Here is a 23,465-nt window from a genome sequence, read left to right on the forward strand (position 1 = left end):
CGCTCGCCTCCTCGTCGCCTCAGACCGGCCCCGCGCAGCTCTCGCACACGCGCGGCGTAGCCGAATTCAGCCGAGCGCTCAACGGGTTGCGCCAGGCTGCGGCCGAGCGGTTGACTCGAATACGACCGCAGCCCACAACGAGAAGGAGTAGACGTATGTCGCAACTCACCGGAAAGAAAGTCGCGTTCCTCGCCACGGACGGATTCGAGGATTCCGAGCTCACGAGTCCCTGGGAAGCCGTCACCGAGCACGGAGCCGTCGCGGAGCTCATCTCCACCGAGTCAGGCACGATCACCGGGAAGAACGGTCACGAAGCGCGCGTCGATCAGACCACGGCGCAGGCCAGCACGGGCGACTACGACGCTCTGGTGCTGCCAGGCGGCGTCGTGAACTCCGACGACATCAGGCTCGACCAGGATGCGGTGGCGTTCGTCCGCCAGATCTTCGCCGAGCACAAGCCGGTGGGTGTCATCTGCCACGGCGGTTGGATCCTCACCGACGCCGATGTGCTGCAGGGTCGCGAGATCACCTCCTACCCGAGCCTGAAGACCGACCTGCAGAATGCCGGGGCGAAGTGGGTCGACGCCGAGGTCATCTGCGATGAAGGGCTCGTGTCGAGTCGCACCCCGGACGACCTTCCGGCATTCAACGCGAAGCTCGTGGAAGAGATCGAAGAGGGCAAGCACAGCGGGCAGACCGCCTGACGGTCGGCTCGTAGTCCGGCGAATCGGGGCCGGCTGTACTTCGGAGAGATCCGGGCTACAGCCGGCCCCGATCGACGTAATGGAGCGAACTCACCCGTGACACTCGTTCCACTGACACCCACCAGTCGAGGGTGAGAATGTAGTGACGCTGACAGAACAGCTCGACCTCACGCACACCGTCGATCGACCACACGATGTACCACTCGGGGCCGAGCGCGCACGCGCTGCGGGACCAGTGGCACATCGAGTCCAGCGCATCCGACGCGCCGGCAGAAGTCCTTACCGTGTCGATCACGCTCGTCATTGCTCGCCCCGATTCGCCATCACGGCGTCGAGGTCGGCCTCCACGCGACGCTGAGCCTCGTCGAGCTCCCGCTGCCCGAGCAGCACGTCGTCGTTCAGCCAGTGCGCCCAACGCTCGTCGTACGCCTGCTCTCGCGCGAGCTCGCTCCCCCGGTCTTCGGCGTCGCGCGCAGTGAATGCAATGTAGGCGCCATCGTGATCAAGATGCACCTGCAGCCGCGAGCGGTGCGCCGGGATCACGAGGACGCTGGGCAGACCGGAGAAGCCGATCCCGAACCAGGAAACTTCGCCGCTTCCTTCCCCCGCACCGCGCCCGCGGTCATCAACATCGTCGAGGTGAAAGCAGTGGTCGGCTGCGAACCCGCGCACCTCGGCACCGTCGGCACTGAGCGACATGGTGAACGCGCGGGGTGCGTCCGCGCCCGAAACGTACCACTCCGAAGCCGGGTCGCCCGCGCTTCGCGGCACCCCTCCGAAGTAACGGCGCTCGACCTCGACCCGGCCGTCGCGTGCGCGTCGGCCTCGGTGACGCTCGAAGAGAGTAGGCCCGGCTGCGGCCCCCCGGAGCCTCGGAAGGTTGACGGGAGTGACCGTCACCGGAGCGGGTCCGTTCGGCAGGATCTCGCGGAGCGACTCCTGCAGTTCGGCCGCTGTACCGAAGGACCGAACGTCGATCTCCCATTCTTCGTACGCCACCACGCCCGCCTCGATGCGGTCGAGGAGGCCGCCGAGGTGCGCGTGCTCGGCCTCCGATTCGATGAACCGTGTCATCCCGCCCTCCCCCAAAGGTGTGACATGCCTCGTCAGATGTTCAGCCTGACGTTACTCCGTACCGTTCACCCAAGACCGAAGCGACACTGGTTTTCATACAGTTCTCGAACAGTTACCCGCGGAATCATGCCGTTACGGACTGTCCGAATAGTATGAATAGAACATCGGCGGACAGGAGATGCGGCGTGGACCACAGACCAGATGAGCCTGTCACTTTCGACGACATCGCTGCGGACCTGCGTGCACTGCGCGCGCGTCGAGGCGAGACGAGCTTCGCCGAGATCTCCCGCCGGATCAGCGTCCATCGACGTTCCCAGGGGGTCCCCGATGTCGCGGCGACCCCTCCCCGATCAACCGTGTACAACGCCTTCCGTGACGGACGTGCGCGCATGGATGCCGAGCTCATCCGGGAGATTGCACTCGCACTCGGCGAGAGCGAGGCCAGAGCGGATGAGTGGCACGACCGGTGCACCAGTGCCCGCCGCGCACTGCCGATCCGCGCGACTACCGCGGAGGAGAGGACGGTCACCGGACACCACGCTTCCGATAACCACGAGACCGAAGGCTCAGCCGAAAGCACCCTCGGTGCGCTCGCGGAGACGTCAGAGCACGCCCCTGCACCTCACGACCCCGCGCGCACCCGACCCCTCGGCCACTGGGGCGCTGGCGCACTCCTCCTCGCGTGCGTTGCGATGAACATCGCGGGCAATGCGGTCGTCGCCGAGCTGTCGCTCGGGCTGTTCCTCGACATGATCGGCACCGCCGTCGCCGCTGTGGCGCTCGGGCCGTGGTACGGAGTCGCAGTGGCGGTCGCCACGCACGGCATCGCGATCGGCACGAACAGCGCCGCGGTACTTCCGTTCACGCTCGTGAACATCGCCGGCGCCCTCGTGTGGGGCTACGGCATACGCAGGTTCGCCATGGGGCAGACGTTCACCAGGTACTTCGTCCTGAGCCTCATCGCCGGCACCGTCTGCACGTTGGTCGCCGTCCCGATCATCCTCAGCCTTTTCGCGAGCGGAACGGGTCACGCGGTGGATGGCCTCGCGCTGACTCTGCAGAACCTCGGACTTCCGCTCACGGTCGCCGTATTCGCAGGCAACCTCATGACCTCGCTCCCCGACAAGCTCATCACGGGCTTCGTCGCCCTGAGTCTGCTGCTTTTCGTGCACGCACGCTGGCGGCGGGACGGAGCGGAGTTCCCGCTGCTCGACCAATTGAGCCGCCTCGGGCGTCCGGCCCGCACCTCAACTGATCACCAAGAACAGGCTCGGCTCGACGCTGAGCACGCCCCGGACCACGACGCACGCAAGCCGGCATCAGCAGCTTCCGACCACACGCGACGCTGCACGCAGTAACGCAACACTCACGCGCGTACGAGAAAACCCCCGAACCTCACTGGATTCCAGTGCTGATCGGGGGTTTTGTGGCGGTGACGGCGGGATTTGAACCCGCGGTAGGGGGTTACCCTACACGACATTTCGAGTGTCGCACCTTCGGCCGCTCGGACACGTCACCGCTAAAGAGAATAGGGGATCCGCATCTGAAATGCGAATCGAGACGCCTTCCGCGCGCCCGTCGGCGCGTCGTCGGCTAGCGGTCGCGCGACGCGTTCGGGCTGAGGCTGCTGAAGTGCAGGAATCGGTCACGCAGATTGCGGGACGCGACGATGTCACCCTCCCACCAATCGATCGAGTTCTGGTCGGGGTGGCGCGTGCTCTTCTCGCGCTCGATCAGACTCGTGCGGTCGGCGATCTCACGATCGAGTCCCGCGATGACCATCGTCTGTACGTTCTGCGGCAGTGTCGCGAATCCGTTTTCAGCCATTGGTGCAGGATATACCGAATTGCACGCGTTCGACCACTCCTCCGCCCCACAGCACGGCACTTCATGCGAAGTTTCAGGTTCGCCGCACCCACGACCCCCGCTTCAGCGGCCGGGCTCACCCACCCGCTCATCCCAGAATCGACGAAGCTGCTCGCTCTTCGTCTCCGCGATCTCATCCCACTCCTCGCCGGTCGTCGAGCTGTCGGCGAAGTCGGACGGCACCTTATACACACGGAGGGGAACTCCGAGCCGCTCGCAGACCACGGCGTACGCATAGGTCTCCATGTCCACCAGCGCGGCCCCCAGACTCGCCAGGTGCGCACGCTGCGCGTCGTTCTGCACGAAGACGTCTCCGGTCGCGATGACCGCGGTACGCTCCCCGTCCGCACTCCCCGCGTCGAGTGCGAGGCGGGGCGAGGGCAGCGAGTAGTCGTGCTGCACCGCCTCCGAGATGCGGTAGACGTGATTCAGTTCCGGAGCATCTGGCCCGTCGGCGACGACGCCGGCCGTTCCGAGCACGACCACCTCCGCATAGTCATCCTCGGCGGCGCAGAGCGCACGAGTGAGCTCCGTCGCCGCATTGATCTTCCCGACCCCGGTCACGAGGTGCGGAACATCAGCGAACGCTGCGGCCTCATCGGCGTGTGCAAAGACCAGCAGGGGCAGTTCGTCAGTAGCCATAACGAACCACACTAGCAATTCTCGAACAAACGTGTATACTGGTTCGTTGAGCCACGATGGTTCGCCAGGCCCCATCCCAGTGCGGGGAGGTGCGGCGGAGCGAACGATCGGCTCTTCACCCCGAGTTCGGCGAGTGACCTCGACCACCGGGACCGCATTCCAGCGATCACTGCGATCGACACGGTCCATCAGGCATAGCGTCCCTCGCACCGGCTCGGATCCGACATCCGCGGATGACCCACGACGGATCATGACCGCGTACGCACAGAAAGTAATCACATGATGACATCGAAACTCTTCACCCCTTACCACGCCCTCGGCGGCGAACGCGGCACCCGCGTTCCCGAGTGGGCACAGCACCGGTCCGTCTACCGCGGCCCCGGTCGCACCACATACCTCGTCGAGACCGATGAGCTGGGTGCTGCGTCCGCCGACCTCACGCTGCTCTCCCGCACGGGCTGGGACGTGCAGGTCGAGCGCGAAAGCCACAGCTCGGTCGCGCGGGTCCTGCTCAGCCAGGCCGACCTTCCGCTGGCGGCGTAACACTCCGTCAGCTGAGCGTCCCCCGCCTCTTGCGGCGTAGCCTGGTGGGGTACCGACGCACCGCGCAGCGATGAAAGGAACTCCATGGGCGACATCGAACTGGCCGAGGTCGAGAGCTTCGCGCTCGACCATACGAAAGTCCTGGCACCCTATGTGCGACTGATCGGCGTGGAGCGCGGCCCGCGCGGAGACGCGATCTCCAACTACGACATTCGTTTCGTGCAGCCGAACGCCGGTGAGATCCCGACGGCCGGCCTGCACACCATCGAACACACCATTGCCGCTCTGCTGCGCACCCGACTCGAGGGCCTCATCGACATCTCGCCGTTCGGGTGCCGCACCGGGTTCCACCTCATCGCTTGGGGTGAGCCGGAGCCGGCCGAGGTCGCCGCGGCGATCAAGTCGTCGCTCGAAGATCTCGTGCACCGCGTGACCTGGGACGATGTGCCTGGCACCGACGCGACGAGCTGCGGCAACTACCGCGATCACAGCCTGTTCTCCGCACAGGAGTGGGCTGCCGAAGTCCTGCGCCAGGGCATCAGCCTCGACGCGTTTGATCGCTCGCGGATCGCCTAGAGCGACCCGGCCTCCCGCCTGACCCGTTCAGCTGCAGAGCGCGCACGCGCGCGAACCGCCGATGCGTCGAGCGTGAGGTGCTCTCCGTCGGCGTACAGGTGCCGACCGCCCACGTACACGTGCCTCACGTCGGTACCGCGCGCGGCGAAGCCGAGGTGCGAGACCAGTGCAGCGGCACCCGAGAACGGCGTGGCGTGCGTGCCGGTCACGTCGAGCGCGATCACGTCGGCGTTCGCCCCGGCCGTGAGTGCTCCAGAAGCCGGGAACCCGATGGCCTCCGCTCCCCCTCGGGTCGCGACGTGGAGCACGTCAGCGGCGCGCAGAGCCGCAGCGTCGTGCCTGACGCCCCGGTGGAGGATCGTCGCTGTCTTGATCTCCTCGAACAGGTCGAGCGAGTTGTTGCTCGCGACGCTGTCGGTGCCGAGCGTGAGGCGCGCCCCCGCTTCGCGGAGTTCGAGGAACGGCGCGACCCCGTTGCCGAGCTTCAGATTCGAGACGGGATTGTGGCTCACTGCCGCGCCCGCCTCACCGAACCGTGTGATCTCACCCGCGGTGAGGTGCACGCAGTGCGCGGCCAGCAGACGGTCGTTCACGATTCCGAGCGCATCCAGGTGAGCACCCGGGGTCGCGCCGAATCGCGCCTCCACGTCGGTGGTCTCGGCGAGCGATTCCGAGACGTGCGTGTGCACCGGAATACCCGTGCGGAGCGACCGCTCGGCGATGTCCCGCAAGAACTCCGGCTCGCAGGTGTAGGGGGCGTGCGGGCCGAAGGCGATCCTGATCTGCGGATCATCGGCGTACCGGGCGGCGAGCCGCTCGGTCGCCTCCGTGACCTCTTCGCCGGTAGCCCCGGTGACCCCCGGGAAGCCCACCGTCTCTCTCGTGAAGGAAGCCGGAGCGATCATCGCGCGCATTCCGGCCTCGCGGACGCGTTCGATGAGCGCTTCGTCCCAGACGTACATGTCGGCGAATGCCGTCGTGCCTGTCTCGATCATCTCGAGGAGCGCCAGTTCGAGACCGGCGGCGACATCGTCGTGTGTGAGGTGCTGCTCGATCGCCTGCACCGCGGCGAGCCACGGCATGAACCCCTCGTCGTCACTGACGCCCCGCTGCAGCGTCATCGCCGAGTGGGTGTGGCCGTTGACGAGACCCGGCATCAGCACATGACCGCAGAGCTCGCGCGTGACGCGCGAGGTGGAGCGCGCAGGGCCGGCGTACAGGATCGTGCCCGTCTCATCGAACTCGAGCTCGGCGTCGGCGATCGCCCCGTCAGGGGTGAGCATCGCGTCGGCCCGCAGTACCTCTGGCGTGATGGCGTGGGGTCGGTGAGTCATTCCCCCATGCTATGCGTGACGACCAGCGCTCGAGCGGTCACCCGCCGAGGCGGCGCTGACGGGTCGAGTAGTCGCGGAGCGCCCGCAGGAAGTCGACCTCTCGCAGGTCGGGGTAGAGCGCTTCGACGAAGTAGAACTCGGAGTGCGCCGACTGCCAGATCATGAAGTCGCTGAGCCGCTGCTCCCCCGAGGTGCGGATCACGAGATCCGGGTCGGGCTGCCCCCGGGTCCAGAGGTGCTCGCCGATGCTCTCGGGGGTGAGGTGGTCGGCTAGGGTGTCGATGGATCCACCGGCCTCCTGATGCTCCTCGATGATGCCGTGCACCGCTGCCGCGATCTCGCTCCGGCCCCCGTACCCGACAGCGAGATTGATGTGGAGTCCCGGGCGCTCAGCGGTGCGCTCCTCGGCTGCGGCGAGCGCTGAGGCAAGTTCTTCGGACAGACCGTCGCAGGCCCCCACGTGTTTGACGCGCCACTGCGGTTTGTCAGCGAGCTCGCGCGCGAGTTCCGCGATGATCCCGAAAAGATCCTCCAATTCCTGCCGGTCCCTGGCGCCCAGGTTGTCCGCGGACAGGAGGTAGAGGGTGACGACCTCCACCCCGGCTTCCTCGCACCACGAGAGGAATTCGGGGATCTTCCGCGCGCCTGCCCGGTGCCCGTACGCGGCGCGCTCCTGCAGGCGCTGCTTCGCCCAGCGTCGGTTCCCGTCAACGATCACGGCGATGTGGTGCGGCACGCGTGAGCCGTCGATCTCGCGGCGCAGTCGCCGCTGATACAGCCGGTAGAGCAACCCGGGACGGGGCGTCTCGAGTTCTTTCGCGGGATCGGATTGCACGTCGCGAGTCTACCCCTGCGCACCCGCGCGACCGCCGAGCGGCCGTATACCTGACCGATCAGGGCGGCTGCGTAGACTCGATTCATGGCAGAACGACGCGAACCGGATCCCGAATCGCGCGACCGCACCTTCCCCGAACCCGACAGCTTGTCGGTGCCGCTCCTCGACGAGTCGATCGAGCACGAGCGCGCCTCGGCCGGTGCATCGGAGGTGAAGCCTCGGTGGCGGGGATGGATCCACGCGGCAACCTTCCCCGTGTCGATCGCGGCCGGCATCGTCCTCATCAGCCTCGCGCACGGGTCCCTGGCAAAGTCGGCGTCTGCGGTCTTCATGCTCACGAGCATGCTGCTCTTCGGCATCTCTGCGCTCTACCACCGGATCAACTGGAAGCCAGAGACCAAGCAGCTGTTCCGGCGGCTCGACCACGCCAACATCTTCTTGCTGATCGCGGGAACCTACACCCCCGTCGCCCTCCTCGCGCTGCCCGCCGACCAGGGAACGCTCCTGCTCGCGCTCGTCTGGGCCGGTGCGCTGCTCGGAATCGGTTTCCGGGTGTTCTGGATCGGGTCGCCGCGCTGGCTCTACGTTCCCCTCTACGTCATTCTCGGGTGGGCTGCCGTCATGTATCTCGGCGACATCTATCAAGCGAGCCCCGCCGCCATGGTCCTCGTGATCGTCGGCGGCCTGCTCTACACCGCCGGGTCGGTCGTCTACGGCATGAAGCGCCCGAACCCGCTGCCAGGCACCTTCGGCTTCCACGAGATCTTCCACGCGCTGACGGTGCTCGCGTTCCTCTGCCACTGGACGGCCGCGCTACTCCTCGCGCTCGACCCCTTCCGGCTGCGCTGACGCAGCGCACGACTCGGTCCTCCGGTAGCCTGACGATATGACGGATCGAGGCGCAGCAGTCGTGGGCTCCGGCCCGAACGGCCTGGCAGCGGCTGTGACCCTCGCTCGCGCGGGCGTCCCCGTGACCGTGTTCGAGTCGCACACCACGATCGGCGGTGGGACCCGCACGGCCGAGGTGGTGCGCCCGGGGGTGCTCCACGACGTCTGCTCGGCGATCCACCCGATGGCGCTCGCTACCGAGTTCATGCGGGCGTTCGAGATCGACCGTCGCACCGAGTTCGTCGTTCCCGACGTCTCGTACGCCAACCCGCTGAGCGATCGCTACTCGGCGATCGCGTATCGCGACCTGCACCGGACCGCCGAGCGCCTCGGAGCCGACGGCCGCGCCTACGCGAACCTCTTCCGACCGCTGACGGACCGCATCGACGATGTGGTCGACTTCGCGCTCGGCGGCACCATGCTGCGATGGCCCAGCGATCTCGCAGCAGCAGCCATGATGGGGCTCCGGGTCGCCGAGCAGGGCACTCCGCTCTGGAATCTTCGCTTCCGCGCCGAGGCCGCTCCCGCCCTGATCACGGGCGTCGCGGGCCACAGCATCGGGAGTCTGCCTGGGCTCGCCCCGGCAGCCGTGGGGCTCGTGCTGGGCGCGCTCGCGCACACCACCGGCTGGCCGGTGCCCGTCGGCGGATCCCGCGCCATCACCGATGCCATGGCCGCAGACCTGGTCGACCACGGTGGCACCATCGAGACGGATCACCGCGTCACCGATCTCAGCGAACTCTCCGAGTTCGACACCGTCGTCTGCAACACCTCCGCCCGAGTCTTCACGGAGATCGCCGGCTCGCGCCTGCCCGGCGGATACGCGCGCGCGCTGCGCCGCTTCCGATACGGCGACGGCGCAACGAAGGTCGACTTCGTGCTCGACGGTCCGATCCCCTGGGGCGATCCCGAGGTCGCACTGGCGCCGACCGTCCACCTCGGCGGGACGCGCGCCGAAACGGCCCACGCCGAGCGCGAGGTGAGTCGGGGCAGAATCCCCGAACGGCCGTACGTGCTGCTCGCCCAGCCGGACGAGTTCGACCCCTCCCGGAACCCGGAGGGCGTGCACGCAATCTGGAGCTACGCACACGTGCCCGCGGGGTCGGACACCGACATGCGCGAGCGAGTGACCGCCCAGATCGAACGGTACGCCCCCGGGTTCCGCGACCGCATCGTCGACGCCCACGTGACGACGGCGCGCGAGCTCGAAGCGTACAACCCGAACTACCACGGCGGCGACTTCAGCGCGGGTGCCATCACGATGCCGCAGTTGCTGGCACGGCCCGTGCTCGGCACCGACCCCTGGCGCACGCCGCTGCCAGGCGTCTACCTCTCGTCGTCCTCTGTGTCCCCCGGTCCAGGAGTCCACGGACTCAACGGCTGGTACGCCGCTCGGTCCGCGCTCAAGCACCAGTACGGGCTCCCAGCGCCGGCCCTCGGCATCGACGCCTGAACTAGCCTCCCGCGAGGACAGCGAGCACGGCGTCCCCGTAGCGCTCGAGCTTCACCTCGCCGATCCCCTGGATCGCCGTGAGCGACGCCCGCTGCGTGGGGCGGTGCGCGGCGAGCGCCGCGAGCGTCGCATCGCTGAACACCACGTAGCCTGGCACGCCCTGCTCCTTCGCCTCGGCGGCCCGCCACTGGCGCAGCCGTTCGAAGGTCTCCGCCTGCTCTGGAGTAAGGTCCGCGGCCGCAGCGGAGCGCTTGCTCCCACCGCCCGAGGCACCGCGCACAGCGCTGCGTCCGCCACGACGCGGCGCAGGCACCTCGCGCATGAACACGTGCTCCTCGCCACGCAGCACCGGCTTCGCCGCCTGCGTCGGTGCGAGCACACCGTACTCCCCCTGAGACTCCAGAACACCGGTGGCGAGCAGGTGGCGTACAACGGCCTGCCACTCGTGGGTCGCCAGGTCATCGCCGATCCCCCACGTCGAGAGCTCATCCAGCCGCATCTGCGAGACCCGCTCCGAGCCGACGCCGCGGAGCACGTCGATGTGCTGGCCGGCCGCGTAGGTCCGGTTCCGCTCCTTGGCGGTGCGGAGCACGGTCGAGAGGAGCTTCTGCGCCGGTACGGTCGCGTCCCACGTCCGCGGAGGCGAGAGGCAGACATCGCAGTTGCCGCAGGGCTCAGCACCCGTCTCACCGAAATACTCGAGCAGGAACACCCGACGGCACGCCACGCCCTCGCAGAGCGCCAGCATTTGATTGAGGTGGCGCAGCTGGTTCAAGCGCACCTGCTGGTCGCCGTCAGACATGTCGATGAGCTGCCGCTGCTGCACCACGTCGGAGAGTCCGTACGCGAGCCACGCTTCGGACGGAAGGCCATCGCGCCCGGCGCGTCCCGTCTCCTGGTAATACCCCTCCACCGACTTCGGCAGGTCGATGTGAGCGACGAACCGCACGTCGGGCTTGTCGATCCCCATGCCGAACGCGATCGTCGCGACCACCACGACACCGTCCTCACGCAGGAATCGGGTCTGCGCACGGAGACGCTGCTCCGCCGGCAGTCCGGCGTGGTACGGGACCGCGTCGACACCCGCCTCGGCGAGCGCCGCCGCCGTCTGCTCCACCCGCTTGCGACTGAGCGCGTAGACGATGCCCGCCTCCCCCGGGTGCTCCCCGCGAATGAAGTCGAGCAGCTGCCTGCGCACCTGCCCCTTCGGCTCGATCCGGTAGCGGATGTTCGGCCGATCGAAGCTCGCGACGAAGTGCTCGGCGTTCTCGAGTCGCAGACGCTCCGTGATCTCCCGATGGGTCTCGGGCGTCGCCGTCGCCGTCAGCGCGATCCTGGGCACATCCGGCCAGTGCTCCGCGAGTTCGCCGAGCCGCAGGTAATCTGGCCGGAAGTCGTGGCCCCACTGCGAGACGCAGTGCGCCTCGTCGATCGCGAACAGGGCGACTTTCCCCTGCTGCAGCACCTCCACCGTGCCCGGAGCGCTGAGCCGCTCGGGAGCGAGGTAGAGCACATCGAGCTCCCCCGCCCGATACGCGCGCATCACGTCTTGCCGCTCAGCGGGATCCATCGACGAGTTCAGCGCTGCCGCGCTTACCCCGGCAAGCCGAAGGGCCGCCACCTGATCGTGCATCAGCGCCACCAGCGGTGACAGCACGATCCCGGTGCCCTCTCGGCAGATCGCCGGAATCTGGTAGCACAGCGACTTCCCGCCACCGGTCGGCATGAGCACGACCGCGTCGCCCCCGCCGATCACCTGACGGACGACCGCCTCCTGATCACCGCGGAAATCGTCGTAGCCGAAGACCTCGGCGAGCACCCTGCGCGGATCGGCCGACGCCATGTCAGTCGCGCGGCCCGCGCGGATCCTCGGTGCTGGTGCGGGGGTGATCCTCCGCCGCCCGTTCTTCGTTCTCGGCGTTCTCCGCCATCTCGCGTTCCAGCTGCTCCCGGATCTCAGCCCGGTACTTCGTGCGACGCAGGCGTCTCCCGAGGTCCACACCCAGCAGGATCACCGCGAGAGCGAAGACGCCGGTCGCGATGAAACCGGCGGTCCCCGGGGTCACCCGATCCGGATCGAACTCGGTGTCCTCGGCCGCCACCAGCACCGACGTCACCGCCAGCAACGGGGCGGAGTACAGCACGTTCACTCGTCCTCCTCGATTCCCTGGAACAGGTCGGCTTCGAACTCCGTCGTCGCCACACGCGACGCCGCAAGCCGGTAATCCTCGAACGGCCACGCCTGGCGCTGCAGGTCGTTCGGCCAGAAAAAGAACGGACTGTCGGGCGGCACCTGGCTCGAGTGCGCGCGCAGCGCTTCGTCACGTCGATCGAAGTACTCGCCGACATCGATGCGCGTCGTGCCGCTGTACGGCCTGAGCGCCATCCGCTCGGCGATCTCATCCATCTGCGCGCGGATCGGCGAGTCCGGATCGGTCTCGAGGAGCGTGTCGCGGATGTGCTTCACCCGCTCCGAGTTGAAGATCTCCTCGTAGTAGAGCTTCTTGATGGTCCACGGTGCGCCGGCGTCGGGATACGACTCCGCATCGCCCGACACCTCCCACGCGAAACGACTCACCTCGTGGCAGCGGATGTGATCCGGGTGCGGGTAGCCGCCCTGCTCGTTGTAGGTGATCATGACGTGCGGCTTGAACTCACGAACGATGCGCACCAGCGCCTCCGCCGAGACCTGTACCGGGATATCGGCGAACGAGCCCGTCGGCACCGCGATCCCCTCGTCGGGGAGTCCCGAATCCTGGTAGCCCAGCCAGCGGTGGTCGAACCCGATGATCCGCTGCGCTGCCGCCATCTCGTCCCGCCGCAGACCCGCCAGATCTCGCCGGCTCTTCGGATCGCGCGCGACGAGTTCGTTGAGCACGTCGCCGCGCTCCCCGCCCGTGCAGCTCACGATCAGCACTTCGACGCCGCGCTCGACGTAGTGCGCGTACGTCGCCGCCCCCTTGCTGGACTCGTCGTCCGGGTGCGCGTGCACCGCGATCAGCCTGAACGTCATCGGCGTCCTTTCACTTCGAGGAGAGCGGGTCGCGATAAGCTGGCTCCCGACCCTCAAGTGTAACCAAGCGCAGTTCGGAGGAACCCGTGTCCGAGGCTCCCGAGCCGACGCCGTCGGCGAACACCGGGATCGCCACCGACGATGCGCGCCGCGCGCTCGACGACCGCTACGGGCGCACCCGCGCTCGCGGCATCGACCGCCGTTTCGGCTGGATCGCGGGCGGCATCGCCGTCGTCGCCGGACTGACGATCCTGCTCGTCGGCGGGTGGCAGCAGACCGCGACCGTCGAGTACCAGGACATCGGACGCACCATCGTCGATGCCCATCGCGTGGACGTGCGGTTCGAAGTGACGGGCCCTGCGAACACTCCGGTCGCCTGTGCGGTCGAAGCGCAGAACCCGACGAAGGCGATCGTCGGGTGGAAAATCGTGGAACTTCCCGTCACGGATGAGCGCTCCCACTCGGTGAGCACCACCGTCACCACCACGAACCGCGCCACCACTGGCAGCGTGAAGAGCTGCTGGGTGCTCGAAGACACTGAGTGACGCACACGCGGTCAACCTGCAACGGAAGTCCGCCGAGGCTGCTACGCTGAGATGGCGCCTCGGGAAACCGAGGCGTTTATGACATCTGCGCACCTGCCGCACCAGCTTCCGCGAGAGTGAGGACCAGCATGGCTGATTCCAACCAGACCTGGCTGACCCAGGATGCCTACGACCGACTCAAGGCCGAGCTCGATGAACTGAGCGGCCCGGGCCGTCGCGACATCGCCGCCCGCATCGAGGCGGCGCGCGAGGAGGGCGACCTCAAGGAGAACGGCGGCTACCACGCGGCGAAAGACGAGCAGGGCAAGATCGAGGCGCGCATTCGCGACCTCGAAGAGCTGCTGAAGCACGCCGTCGTCGCCGAAGCTCCTGAGAGCCGGGGCGTGGTCGAGATCGGCACCGTCATCACCGCGGAGATCCTCGGAGACCAGGAGAAGTTCCTGCTCGGCAACCGCGAACTCGGCGAGGGCTCGGACCTCGACGTGTACAGCGCGGAGAGCCCCCTCGGGTCGGCGATCCTCGGTCTGAAGATCGGCGACACGACGAGCTACGAGGCCCCGAACGGGAAGAAGATCGAGGTCGGCATCGTCGCTGTCGACACCTACACGGGCTAGCAGCGCGCTCACCCGCACCGGAGGCCCGGTCCCGCTCGGTGCGGGGCCGGGCCTCCGGTGCGTGAGGGGCTGCGCGTCGCGCTCCCCGCCGCCCCGCCTCGACCCGCGCACCCCCTTTCCCTGCTTCGGTGGAGCGTTTCGCACGTTATACGGCAACAATTCCATGCGAAACCGTCCACTCAGTGCTGTCGCCACCTCCGCGCAGGCTCCGGGCCCAGCACCCCTACTCGTACATCCCGATGTTGATCGGGCCCGTGAGGTCGGGGGCCGCGGCACGGAACCCGCGCGTCTTCACCACGAGATACACGAGTCCGACGGCGAACCAGCAGGCACCGATGATCATCGATGTCGTGTCGAGACTGAACCACAGCACCACGTTGATGACCGCTCCGACGACCGGCACGACGACGAACCCGAGCCACGCGCCCGCCGTGCGCCGCCGCATGAAGCGGAAGAACGTGAACACGACTGACAGGTTCACGAACGTGAACGCGATGAAGGCGCCGAAGTTGATCATCGAGGCGGCCTGGTCGAGGTCGATGAACAGCGCGGTCAGGGCGACGAGTGCGACGAGAACCACGTTCGTCACTGGAACGCCGGTGCGCTCGTTCACCCGCGAGAAGAGCCGGCGCGGCAGCGCTCCGTCGCGTCCCATGGCGTAGAGGAGGCGCGCCGCGCTCATCTGCTGGGTGATGCCGCACCCGAGCACGGCCATCATGTATCCGCCCACGAAGACGGCCTGGAACGCTGCCCCGCCGATGTACTTGGCGATTTCCGGCGATGCTCCCACGATGTCGGCGAGCTGGGTGACGTCGGGGAAGAGCAACTGCATCACGTAGGTGACGGTGATGAAGAACGCCCCCGCGACGAGCACGATGATGAAGATCGCGCGCGGAATATCGCGAGTGGGGCGCTGCGCCTCCTCGGCGAGCGTCGAGACGGCGTCGAAGCCGAGGAACGAGAGGGCGAGGATCGCGGCACCCGCGGCGATCGAGACGGCGGCCGTGTCGCTCGATCCGAACGGCAGCGTGGTGACAGGCACGCTGTTCGTCGCGATATTCGTGATTGCGAGCACGACGAACACGACGGCGACGACGAGCTGAATCGATACGAGCAGCACATTCATCTTCGCGGCGAGCTTCACACCGACCAGGTTGAGCGCAGTGCAGATGCCGACCGTGAGCGCCACCCACACCCAGAACGGGACATCGGGGAACACCGCGCCCATATAGATGCCCGAGAGGATCGCATTGATCATCGGGAGCAGCAGGTAGTCGAGGGTCGCCACCCAGCCGACGAGGAACCCGACGTGCGCGTTGATCGCCTCCTTGGCGTAGGTGTACGCGGAGCCGGCGATCGGGAAGAAGCGCACCATGCGCGAGTAGCTGAACGCCGTGAACAGCACCGCGACCATCACCACGAGGTACGCGAGCGGGACGTGCCCGCCCGTCTCCTCGGACACGATGCCGAACATGTCGAACACCGCGAGCGGTGCCATGTACGCGAGCCCGATGAAGACGAGGTGGCGGAGCTTCAGAGTGCGCTTCAACTTGCCGGGTTCGTGGGTCACTTCGTGGGCGAGCTGATCGTCGCCCGCGGCGACCGATGAGCGGGAGGGGAGAGTCGACATCGGGGTTCCTTCACGTCGTCGTGGGGTGGGGCGCGGGGCGCATAGGCGAACGCGCGGGTGGCTCAGCCGTGGTCGTGGCAGTGATGGTCGGACGACGGCTCCGAGCAGGTCTGCCCGGCACCTGCCGGATCCTGCACGTTCGCGGCCGCGGCCGCGCCGTCGAGCTCACCGTGGGCATCGTGGATCGGCCGGCCGCCGACCACCGTGAGGTCGGCCTGCTGATCGAGGATTGCCGCGGGCTCCATGTCGTAGAGATCCCCGGACCAGACGACCAGGTCGGCGAGGTACCCCGGCCGCAGCATGCCGCTCGCGCCCTCGCGGTGGAAGGCCTCCGCTCCCCCGAGCGTGTAGGCCTGAAGTGTGGCGTCGAGTCCGACGCGCTCCCCGGAGGTCCAGGCCTGGGTCCCGTCGAGACCGGCACGGGTCATGGCGCTGTAGACCCCGACGAGCGGGTCCATCTCCCCCACCTGCCAGTCGCTCGAGAACGTGACGCGCGCCCCCGAGTCGATCATGGAGCGGAAGCGCCAGGCACGATCCCAACGCGACTCCCCGATGTTCTCCATCCAGGTCCCCGCGACGAGGTCGGGCGAGGCGTGGCGCGGCTGCATCGCCGCCACGACGCCGAGGTCGCGGAAGCGTGGCAGGTCCTCAGGCGCGAGGCACTCGACGTGCACCACGCCATGGCGGGTGTCGACGCGGCCGTTCGCGCGCTGCGCTGCCTCGATGGCGTCAAGCGTGAGGCGGATCCCCCAGTCCCCCGTGGCGTGCGTGTGCACCTGGTAGCCGAGGCGATCGAGTTCGACGAAGAGGCGTTCGAACTCGGTCGGCTCGAGGCTCGGGTAGCCGCGGTGCCCCGGCCGGTTGGCGTAGTCCTCGAGCATGGCGGCGGTGTGCGGTTCGATGACGTCGTCGGCGTAGAGCTTCACCGGTCCGAGTGCGAAGCGCTCGTGCTGCGGCGTATCGCGGATCGCCTCGGTGATGCGAGCGCGGAAGTCGCCGTCTGCGCCCACGGGGTGGTAGATCGCGGCGATGACCCGGCTGGTGAGTCGCCCCTCGCGCTCCGCACGGGCGAAGAGGTCGAGCTCGGCGAGCGGCACCTGGGGTTCGACGACGGTCGTGATTCCGAAGCGGGCGGCCATGTCGAGGCTGTTGGTGATCTTGCGGTAGCGCCGATCGGGCGAGTACATCGGGATGTCGCGCTGGAGTTCCGCGAGCCCGTCGATCGTCATGGCGCTCGTGTAGAAATCCGTCACCCACCCCGTGGGTTCGCCGGTGCGGTCGTCGATCTCGGGGTTGCCCCAGGCGATGTCGCCGCCGTTCAGGATGCCGAGCTTCGCGAGCGCTGGGCGGTTGAGCCAGACGGAGTGCTGGTCGTAGGTCGTGATGAACACCGGTCGGTCCGTCACGCCGACGAGGTCCCCTGCGTTCGGGCGCCGGCCCTCGACCACCGAGTAGAGCGCGTTCTCGGCGCAGATCCACTCGAGATCGGGGTGCGTCTCGGCGAACTCGGCGATGCGGTTGCGGACGGTGTCCAGACTGGTGACCTGGTCGAGGCTGACCGCGAGGTCGTCGAACCCGAGGAGCAGGTGGTTATGGGTGTCGGCGACACCGGGCGTCAGGAGGCGGCCAGCGAGTTCGACGGTGCGACGGGCCGTGGGCGCCTCTTCGACTGGCCCCACGTAGCTGATCCGGTCGCCGGTCACGCCGAGCGCACTCGCCCAGGGGTATTCGGGATCGAAGGTGCGGATGCTTCCGCCCGTGTAGAGGGTGTCGACGACCATGTCCATCCTGACGCTCGCGGGTTATTTCACTCCAGAGTAAATTAATTTACGCGAAAGTCAAGAAACTCGTGAACCACGGCTCATCGCAGGCCCCGACTGCCATACTGAGAAGCATGGCCCGACCGAACACGCAGCAGCAGCGACGCCTCGAGGTGATCGATGCCGCACTGCAAGCGGCAGCCGATCGCGGCCTTCGACACCTCTCTCTCACGGACGTCGCCAACCAGGCCGGTGTCACGCGCGGTGCGCTGTTGTACTACTACGACGACCTCGAGGCGATCCTCGTCGAGGCGCACGCCTCCGGTATGCAGCGCGTCGGCGCCGAACGCGTCGCCCTCGTCTCACAGCAGGAGACCTCGGTCGCGAAGCTCCGCACCGCGATCGACGCCGGTCTTCCGAGCGGACCGGACGACGCCCTCATGCGCCTGCTCTACGAGTTCGACGTGCTCGCCGGAAAGTCTCCCCTCCACGACGAACTGGTGCAGCAGCTCTACCGCGAGCAGCTGCACCTCTACCGGGGGATCCTCGAGGAGGGCGTGGCATCCGGCGAGTTCGCGCTCACCGGCCCTCTGGAGGACACCGCGATGAATCTCGTCGCCCTCGAGGACGCGTACGGACTCCACATCGTGGCCGGCGGCAACATCACGGTCGCCGACGCGCGACGCGCCATCCGCCTGTACGCGGAGCAGGCGGGGGCGCGGACCTAGTAGCGCTCGCCGACCCGCACGGTGTACCCGGCGCTCCGCAGCGCCTCGACGACGCGCTCGCCGTGGTCGACACCGCGCGTCTCGATGTGCAGTTCGAGCTCCACGTCGCTGATGGGCAGCTCGGTGGCGTGACGCGTGTGGATCACCTCGACGACATTCGCATTGTTCTCCGCGACGATCGAGGCGGTCTTGACGAGCTGTCCAGGGACGTCCTGCAGCAGGATGCGGAGCTTGAGGTACCGTGCCGAGGCGGCGAGCCCGTGCCCGATGACGCGCTGCAGCAGCAGCGGATCGATGTTGCCGCCTGACAGCACGGTGGCGGTGACGCCTCGCGCGTGAATCTTGCCGGCCAGCATCGCCGCGACACCCGCTGCCCCCGCCGGTTCCACGACGAGCTTCGCGCGCTCGAGCAGCATGACGATGGCACGAGCGATATCGTCGTCGCTCACCGTGACGATCTCGTCGACGTACTCGCGGATGAGCTCGAAATTGCGCTCGCCCGGGCGCGAGACGGCGATGCCGTCGGCGATCGTCGGACGGGTCTGCACCGTCACCGGTTCCCCCCGCTGCAGGGAGACGGGGTACGGAGCCGCGTTCTCCGCCTGCACCCCGATGATGCGGACCTCTCGTCCGTCGCGCGCGGCGAGCTGCTTCGCCGCAGCTGCGACTCCCGAGATGAGACCGCCCCCGCCGATGGGCACGATCAGCGTCTCGATCTCGGGCGCGACCTCGAACATCTCAAGCGCGACGGTTCCCTGGCCCTCGATGACGGCGTCGTCGTCGAACGGCGGAACGAAGAGCGCTCCGGTCTCGCTGACGAAGCGCTGCGCCGCTTCGTTGGTCGCTGCGAAGTCGGCACCGGCAAGCACGACGTCGGCGCCGTAGTCGCGCGTCGCCTGCAGCTTCGGGAGCGCCGCGCCGAGCGGCATGAAGATCGTCGCCTTGATGCCGAGTTCGCTCGCTGCGAAGGCGACGCCCTGTGCATGGTTGCCTGCCGACGCGGCGACGACGCCCCTGGCCCGCTCCTCGGCGGAGAGCCGCGAGAGGCGGTTGTATGCGCCGCGCAGCTTGTAGGCCCCGGTGCGCTGCAGGTTCTCGCACTTCATGTAGACCTTCGGCACTCCGAGCACTTCCGCGAGGTAGCGCGATGACTCGAGCGGGGTCCGCTGCGTAATGACGTGGACGACGTCACGGGCGCGCTCGAAGTCTTCCAGGGTCGGGGTGTCGAAGTTCATGCACTTCCCTCTCTGCGCCTCAGACGCGCCACCCAGCGGGCACGGCTGCGCACCCGCTGTCGTTTCTTGTTCTGCAGATGGTAATCGGCGACCGGATCGGAGTCGGGATCCCACTCCCGCGCCACGAGCGCGTTGACGATGGAGTTCGCCGATGCCGCGAACGGCACCGCGAACAGCGCTCCGGGGATGCCGGCGACGAGCGCGCCGGCGGACACCACGAGCACCACGCCGAGCGGATGCACCTTCACGGCGTTGCCCATCACCAGGGGCTGGAGCACGTGCCCCTCGATCTGATTCACGAGGATCACCACGCCGAGCATGATCGCGGCGTTCACCGGCCCGTTGTAGACGAGCGCGATGAAGACCGCCAGAGCACCAGTGCTGATGGCACCGAGGAACGGGATGAAGGATCCGAGGAACACGATGATCGCGATCGGCACGGGCAGCGGAACCCCGAGCAGGAACGCACCGAGGCCGATGCCCACGGCGTCGACGAACGCGACGAAGATCTGCACGCGCACGTACTGCCCGACCGACACCCATCCGGCGACACCCGCGGAGTCGAGCGGGGCGTGCGCCTTGGCCGGAGTGAACCCGAGCACCCAGTACCAGATCTTCTTGCCGTCGATGAGCAAAAAGATCAGCGAGAAGATCGCGAGCAGCAGGCCCGCGACGAACTGCCCAGCCGTGGTGGCCACGCCGAGCGCCCCACTCCAGATCTCGGACTGGTGATCCTGAATCGTCTCCTGGATTTGGACGACGAAGTCATCGATCTGGCTCGCCTCGACGCCGAGGAAGCTCGCTTCCGAATCCATCCACTGCAGGAACTGGGACCAGAGAGCCTCGGACCGCTGCGCGAGATCCGAGAAACCGCTGCGCGAGTAGTGGATGATCAGCGCGACGAGAAACCACACCGCCGCGATGAACGACACCAGGGCGGCGATGACCCCCACCCACTTCGGCGCTCCGACCCGCTGGAACCAGTGCACGATCGGCGACAGGAGCGCCGTGAGCAGTATCGCCACGAGCAGCGGGATGACGATGATCCGCACCTGCACCACGAGCCACAGAAAGCCTGCGAGAGCGACGCCGATGACGATGAGCCGCCACGACCACGCCGCGGCGACCCGCATGCCGAGCGGGAGCTCCTGCGCGGCGTCAGTGGAGGGAGGGGTTTCTGGCACGCCCCAATACTAGTCGCGGGTGCGTGCAGAACCTGGGATACGTCGAGACGCCTCCCGGCTCACCAGAAGTGGAGGCCGGGAATGATGAGGAAGATGCCGACGAGCACGCAGCAGACGGAGAGTCCGAAGCAGATGTTCGCCGAGACCGTTGCCCAGCGCGGACGCCCCACTGCGTCGACGTCGTCGTTCTCATCGTCGCGCGACGGACCGTTCGGTGCGAAAGTCCCGTCAGCCTGGCGCACGGGCCGCGCAGGGATCGCGAGGAAGCGGATGCCCAGGGAGTACAGCGACACGACGACCGCGGCGGAGACGAGGGCTGCGAGGAACACGATGACGAACGCCATCCAGTCGATCGTCATCGGCGTGACTCCTCTCCGGCAGATCCGCCGGGTTCTCGTTCCGCTTCGCGCGCCGCGCGAGCGGCCTCGTCGTCGCGGACGGCGGACTGGGCGACGGGGGTGAGCGGCGGGATCGTGCCGGTCTTCGTCTTCACCTTGCGGATCTTCTTCCCCTTCCGCACGCGCACGGCGTAGCCCGACTCCGCGACGTCGGGGACGGGGATCGCGTTCGACGAGTCGACCTTGTTGCGGCGCGACCGCCAGAAGATGAAGAGGATGAAGCCGAGGCCGAACACCGCGTTCGCGATGATCCCCCAGACGCCGAGGTGGGCAACCAGGGCGGCGACAGCGCCGACAGCTGCCGATGCCGGGAGCGTGAAGAGCCAGCCGAGGCTGATGCGGCCGACCGCGCGCCAGCGGACGCTGGATCCGCGGCGCCCGAGCCCCGACCCGATGACGGAACCCGAGGCGACCTGGGTCGTCGAGAGCGCGAAGCCGAGGTGGCTCGACGCGAGGATCGTCGCGGCAGTACTGGTCTCAGCGGCGAAGCCCTGCGCGGGCTTCACCTGAGTGAGGCCGGCGCCGAGCGTCCTGATGATGCGCCAGCCGCCCGAGTAGGTGCCGAGCGCGATCGCGAACGCGCACGACGCGATGACCCAGAAGTGGGGGCCGGTGCCCGGCTCTTGGAGGTTGGCCGCGACAAGGGTAAGCGTGATGACGCCCATGGTCTTCTGCGCATCGTTCGTGCCGTGCGCGAGAGCGATGAGCGATGACGAGGCGATCTGGGCGTAGCGGAAGCGCCCGCGTCCGTCCTTCTTGCCATCGTGACGCCGGGTGATCGAGTAGGCGATCTTCGTCGCGGTGAAGGCCACGAGTCCTGCAGTCAGCGGGGCTGCGAGCATCGGAATGATGATCTTCGAGAGGAAGACTCCGCCGTTGATGGCCTGGAATCCGGCACCCACGATCGCCGCGCCGATGAGGCCGCCGAAGAGCGCGTGCGACGAGCTCGACGGCAGACCGTACAGCCACGTCACCAGGTTCCACACGATCGCGCCGATAAGCCCGGCGAAGATCATCTCCGGCGTGATCAGCACCCCGCCGTCGCCCTCGTTGATGAGCCCGTCAGAGATGGTTCTCGCCACCTCGGTCGAGAGGAACGCGCCGATGAGATTGAGCACGGCCGCGAGCAGCACCGCCGTCTTCGGCTTCAACGCTCCGGTCGCGATCGGCGTCGCCATAGCGTTCGCCGTATCGTGGAATCCGTTCGTGAAATCGAAGAAGAGTGCCAGGGCGATGACCAGCAGGACGATCAGGGTGAATTCCACCGGATCATCGTTACATCGCTGCACGGACAGGTCAAGTTCACCGAACCGTTACACGCCGTTCACTCGGAGAGTTCACCCACTGTTCACCTGCGCACTCCCGCCGCCGGTCAGCCGAAGAGCAGCCTCACCTGCTCGTACCGATCCCGGGGCACCACCTTCAGGGATCCGACGGCCTCGGCGAGCGGCACGGTCACGATGTCGTTGCCGTGCAGCGACGTCATGACGCCCCAGTTGCCCGCCTCGACCGCGTCCGAAGCCGCGATGCCCGCGCGGGTCGCGAGCACCCGGTCGAAGGCGGTGGGCACTCCGCCGCGCTGCACGTGGCCGAGCACCGTGGCGCGGGACTCGATACCGGTGCGCTCCTCGATGAGAGGGGCGAGCACCTCGGCGACTCCGCCGAGGCGGGGGCGACCGAATCCGTCGAGCCCCTCGCGGGTGACCTCGGAGTCCATGCCCTCGAGCCGGAAGCCCTCGGCGACGACGACGAGCGAGTGCCGGCCGCGATCGCGCACGCTCTCGACCCACTCGCAGATCTGCTCGATCGACTCCGGGAATTCGGGGAGCAGGATCACCTGCGCACCGCCGGCCATCCCGGCGTGCAGGGCGATCCATCCGGCGTCGCGGCCCATGACCTCGAGTACCATGCAGCGCCCGTGCGACTCGCCGGTCGTGCGCAGGCGATCGATGGCGTCGGTTGCGATCGAGACCGCCGTGTCGAAGCCGAAGGTGAAGTCGGTACCGCCGAGGTCGTTGTCGATCGTCTTCGGCACGCCGACCACGTTGATCCCCTCCTCCGAGAGCATCTGCGCCACCGTCTGCGTACCGTTGCCGCCGATGAGGATCAGGCCGTCGAGCTCGTTCTCGCGCATGCGGGCCCTGATCCCCTCGGCGCCACCGCCCTCATCCGTGAATGGGCTCACCCGGCTCGTCCCGAGGATCGTGCCGCCCATCGGAGAGATGCCGCGGACCGCGCGGCGGTCGAGCGGGATCCAGTCGTTCTCGATGACGCCCCGCCACCCCGACATGAAGCCGATCATCTCGAATCCGAAGACGTCGACGCCACGGAGCACTGCGCCGCGAATCGCGGCGTTCAGCCCGGGACAATCACCGCCGGATACCAGCATTCCAATACGCATTGCTCTCCTCCTGCCCAGAAGATCGCGCGCGGACGCGCACGT

25 protein-coding genes and 1 tRNA gene are annotated in these 23,465 nt (G+C 67.7%); 9 read left to right on the forward strand and 17 right to left on the reverse strand.

Going from position 1 to position 23,465, the window contains the following annotated elements:
- Positions 1-155: 155 nt before the first annotated feature.
- Positions 156-704 (forward strand): type 1 glutamine amidotransferase domain-containing protein, encoded by a 549-nt coding sequence (locus K8P10_RS11085; protein WP_224778979.1) that lies wholly within the window; start codon positions 156-158, stop codon positions 702-704.
- A 55-nt stretch (positions 705-759) separates the two neighbouring features.
- On the opposite strand, the gene K8P10_RS11090 is transcribed toward K8P10_RS11085, so the two are convergent.
- Positions 760-1,008, reverse strand: a complete 249-nt coding sequence (locus tag K8P10_RS11090) for a hypothetical protein (RefSeq protein WP_224778980.1) — start codon at positions 1,006-1,008, stop codon at positions 760-762.
- On the reverse strand, positions 1,005-1,778 hold the full coding sequence (locus tag K8P10_RS11095; RefSeq protein ID WP_224778981.1) for a hypothetical protein: 774 nt from the start codon (positions 1,776-1,778) through the stop codon (positions 1,005-1,007). The genes K8P10_RS11090 and K8P10_RS11095 overlap by 4 nt, the downstream gene beginning before the upstream one ends.
- A gap of 185 nt (positions 1,779-1,963) precedes the next feature.
- On the opposite strand from K8P10_RS11095, the gene K8P10_RS11100 reads away from it, so the two are divergent.
- A complete protein-coding gene (locus K8P10_RS11100) occupies positions 1,964-3,136 on the forward strand; it encodes an ECF transporter S component (RefSeq protein ID WP_224778982.1) in 1,173 nt (390 codons plus the stop codon).
- Between the two features lie 69 nt (positions 3,137-3,205).
- Here the strand turns inward: K8P10_RS11100 and K8P10_RS11105 are convergent.
- The 3 genes from K8P10_RS11105 to K8P10_RS11115 all read right to left on the reverse strand — a co-directional run bounded on the left by K8P10_RS11105 (position 3,206) and on the right by K8P10_RS11115 (position 4,286).
- Positions 3,206-3,296 (reverse strand) — tRNA-Ser (locus K8P10_RS11105).
- Positions 3,297-3,371: 75 nt separating this feature from the next.
- The gene (locus tag K8P10_RS11110; RefSeq protein ID WP_208237762.1) at positions 3,372-3,605 is read right to left on the reverse strand and encodes a hypothetical protein; all 234 of its coding nucleotides are present in this window, start codon (positions 3,603-3,605) and stop codon (positions 3,372-3,374) included.
- Between the two features lie 102 nt (positions 3,606-3,707).
- Complete coding sequence (locus tag K8P10_RS11115; protein WP_224778983.1) at positions 3,708-4,286, reverse strand: purine-nucleoside phosphorylase; 579 nt, start codon at positions 4,284-4,286, stop codon at positions 3,708-3,710.
- A gap of 279 nt (positions 4,287-4,565) precedes the next feature.
- Between K8P10_RS11115 and K8P10_RS11120 the strand changes: the two genes are divergently transcribed.
- Positions 4,566-4,829, forward strand: a complete 264-nt coding sequence (locus K8P10_RS11120) for a hypothetical protein (protein ID WP_224778984.1) — start codon at positions 4,566-4,568, stop codon at positions 4,827-4,829.
- Positions 4,830-4,913: 84 nt separating this feature from the next.
- On the forward strand, positions 4,914-5,405 hold the full coding sequence (locus K8P10_RS11125) for an S-ribosylhomocysteine lyase (RefSeq protein WP_224778985.1): 492 nt from the start codon (positions 4,914-4,916) through the stop codon (positions 5,403-5,405).
- Here K8P10_RS11125 and K8P10_RS11130 read toward each other — a convergent pair.
- Entirely contained in the window at positions 5,402-6,739 is a 1,338-nt protein-coding gene (locus K8P10_RS11130; protein WP_224778986.1) for an amidohydrolase, read from the reverse strand. The genes K8P10_RS11125 and K8P10_RS11130 overlap by 4 nt on opposite strands.
- A gap of 37 nt (positions 6,740-6,776) precedes the next feature.
- A complete protein-coding gene (locus K8P10_RS11135; RefSeq protein WP_224778987.1) occupies positions 6,777-7,574 on the reverse strand; it encodes an isoprenyl transferase in 798 nt (265 codons plus the stop codon).
- An 84-nt stretch (positions 7,575-7,658) separates the two neighbouring features.
- Here K8P10_RS11135 and K8P10_RS11140 point away from each other — a divergent pair, with 84 nt between their 5' ends.
- Both K8P10_RS11140 and K8P10_RS11145 read left to right on the forward strand, forming a co-directional pair.
- Entirely contained in the window at positions 7,659-8,423 is a 765-nt protein-coding gene (locus K8P10_RS11140) for a hemolysin III family protein (protein ID WP_224778988.1), read from the forward strand.
- A 37-nt stretch (positions 8,424-8,460) separates the two neighbouring features.
- Positions 8,461-9,915 (forward strand): NAD(P)/FAD-dependent oxidoreductase, encoded by a 1,455-nt coding sequence (locus tag K8P10_RS11145; RefSeq protein WP_224778989.1) that lies wholly within the window; start codon positions 8,461-8,463, stop codon positions 9,913-9,915.
- Position 9,916: 1 nt separating this feature from the next.
- Here the strand turns inward: K8P10_RS11145 and recQ are convergent, their stop codons facing one another.
- The 3 genes from recQ to mca are packed head-to-tail and all read right to left on the reverse strand — an operon-like array spanning position 9,917 to position 12,928.
- Positions 9,917-11,806: a DNA helicase RecQ gene (recQ, locus tag K8P10_RS11150; RefSeq protein ID WP_370632011.1), complete on the reverse strand. Its 1,890-nt coding sequence runs from the start codon at positions 11,804-11,806 to the stop codon at positions 9,917-9,919.
- Entirely contained in the window at positions 11,760-12,065 is a 306-nt protein-coding gene (locus tag K8P10_RS11155) for a hypothetical protein (protein WP_224778991.1), read from the reverse strand. Before K8P10_RS11155 ends, recQ begins: the two co-directional genes overlap by 47 nt.
- Positions 12,062-12,928 carry a mycothiol conjugate amidase Mca gene (gene mca / locus K8P10_RS11160; RefSeq protein ID WP_224778992.1) on the reverse strand — a complete coding sequence of 289 codons (867 nt, stop codon included), beginning with the start codon at positions 12,926-12,928 and terminating at the stop codon, positions 12,062-12,064. The genes K8P10_RS11155 and mca overlap by 4 nt, the downstream gene beginning before the upstream one ends.
- Before the next feature lie 86 nt (positions 12,929-13,014).
- On the opposite strand from mca, the gene K8P10_RS11165 reads away from it, so the two are divergent.
- Complete coding sequence (locus tag K8P10_RS11165; protein WP_224778993.1) at positions 13,015-13,473, forward strand: DUF4307 domain-containing protein; 459 nt, start codon at positions 13,015-13,017, stop codon at positions 13,471-13,473.
- Positions 13,474-13,601: 128 nt separating this feature from the next.
- Complete coding sequence (gene greA, locus K8P10_RS11170) at positions 13,602-14,087, forward strand: transcription elongation factor GreA (protein ID WP_224778994.1); 486 nt, start codon at positions 13,602-13,604, stop codon at positions 14,085-14,087.
- 223 nt (positions 14,088-14,310) lie between these two features.
- Here the strand turns inward: greA and K8P10_RS11175 are convergent, their stop codons facing one another.
- A complete protein-coding gene (locus tag K8P10_RS11175; protein ID WP_224778995.1) occupies positions 14,311-15,717 on the reverse strand; it encodes an APC family permease in 1,407 nt (468 codons plus the stop codon).
- 62 nt (positions 15,718-15,779) lie between these two features.
- The gene (locus K8P10_RS11180; protein WP_224778996.1) at positions 15,780-17,498 is read right to left on the reverse strand and encodes an amidohydrolase; all 1,719 of its coding nucleotides are present in this window, start codon (positions 17,496-17,498) and stop codon (positions 15,780-15,782) included.
- A 113-nt stretch (positions 17,499-17,611) separates the two neighbouring features.
- Here K8P10_RS11180 and K8P10_RS11185 point away from each other — a divergent pair, with 113 nt between their 5' ends.
- Positions 17,612-18,205, forward strand: coding sequence for a TetR/AcrR family transcriptional regulator (locus tag K8P10_RS11185; protein WP_224778997.1), 594 nt, complete (start codon positions 17,612-17,614; stop codon positions 18,203-18,205).
- Here the strand turns inward: K8P10_RS11185 and ilvA are convergent.
- The 5 genes from ilvA to K8P10_RS11210 all read right to left on the reverse strand — a co-directional run bounded on the left by ilvA (position 18,202) and on the right by K8P10_RS11210 (position 23,423).
- Positions 18,202-19,440, reverse strand: coding sequence for a threonine ammonia-lyase (gene ilvA, locus K8P10_RS11190; RefSeq protein ID WP_224778998.1), 1,239 nt, complete (start codon positions 19,438-19,440; stop codon positions 18,202-18,204). The two genes, K8P10_RS11185 and ilvA, sit on opposite strands and share 4 nt — an antisense overlap.
- A complete protein-coding gene (locus K8P10_RS11195; RefSeq protein ID WP_224778999.1) occupies positions 19,437-20,624 on the reverse strand; it encodes an AI-2E family transporter in 1,188 nt (395 codons plus the stop codon). The genes ilvA and K8P10_RS11195 overlap by 4 nt, the downstream gene beginning before the upstream one ends.
- A gap of 59 nt (positions 20,625-20,683) precedes the next feature.
- Positions 20,684-20,983: a hypothetical protein gene (locus K8P10_RS11200; RefSeq protein ID WP_224779000.1), complete on the reverse strand. Its 300-nt coding sequence runs from the start codon at positions 20,981-20,983 to the stop codon at positions 20,684-20,686.
- Entirely contained in the window at positions 20,980-22,287 is a 1,308-nt protein-coding gene (locus tag K8P10_RS11205) for an inorganic phosphate transporter (protein ID WP_224779001.1), read from the reverse strand. The genes K8P10_RS11200 and K8P10_RS11205 overlap by 4 nt, the downstream gene beginning before the upstream one ends.
- 107 nt (positions 22,288-22,394) lie before the next feature.
- A complete protein-coding gene (locus tag K8P10_RS11210) occupies positions 22,395-23,423 on the reverse strand; it encodes a 6-phosphofructokinase (protein ID WP_224779002.1) in 1,029 nt (342 codons plus the stop codon).
- Positions 23,424-23,465 lie beyond the last annotated feature (42 nt).

It is taken from the genome of Leucobacter sp. Psy1, assembly GCF_020096995.1.
Lineage (GTDB): Bacteria > Actinomycetota > Actinomycetes > Actinomycetales > Microbacteriaceae > Leucobacter.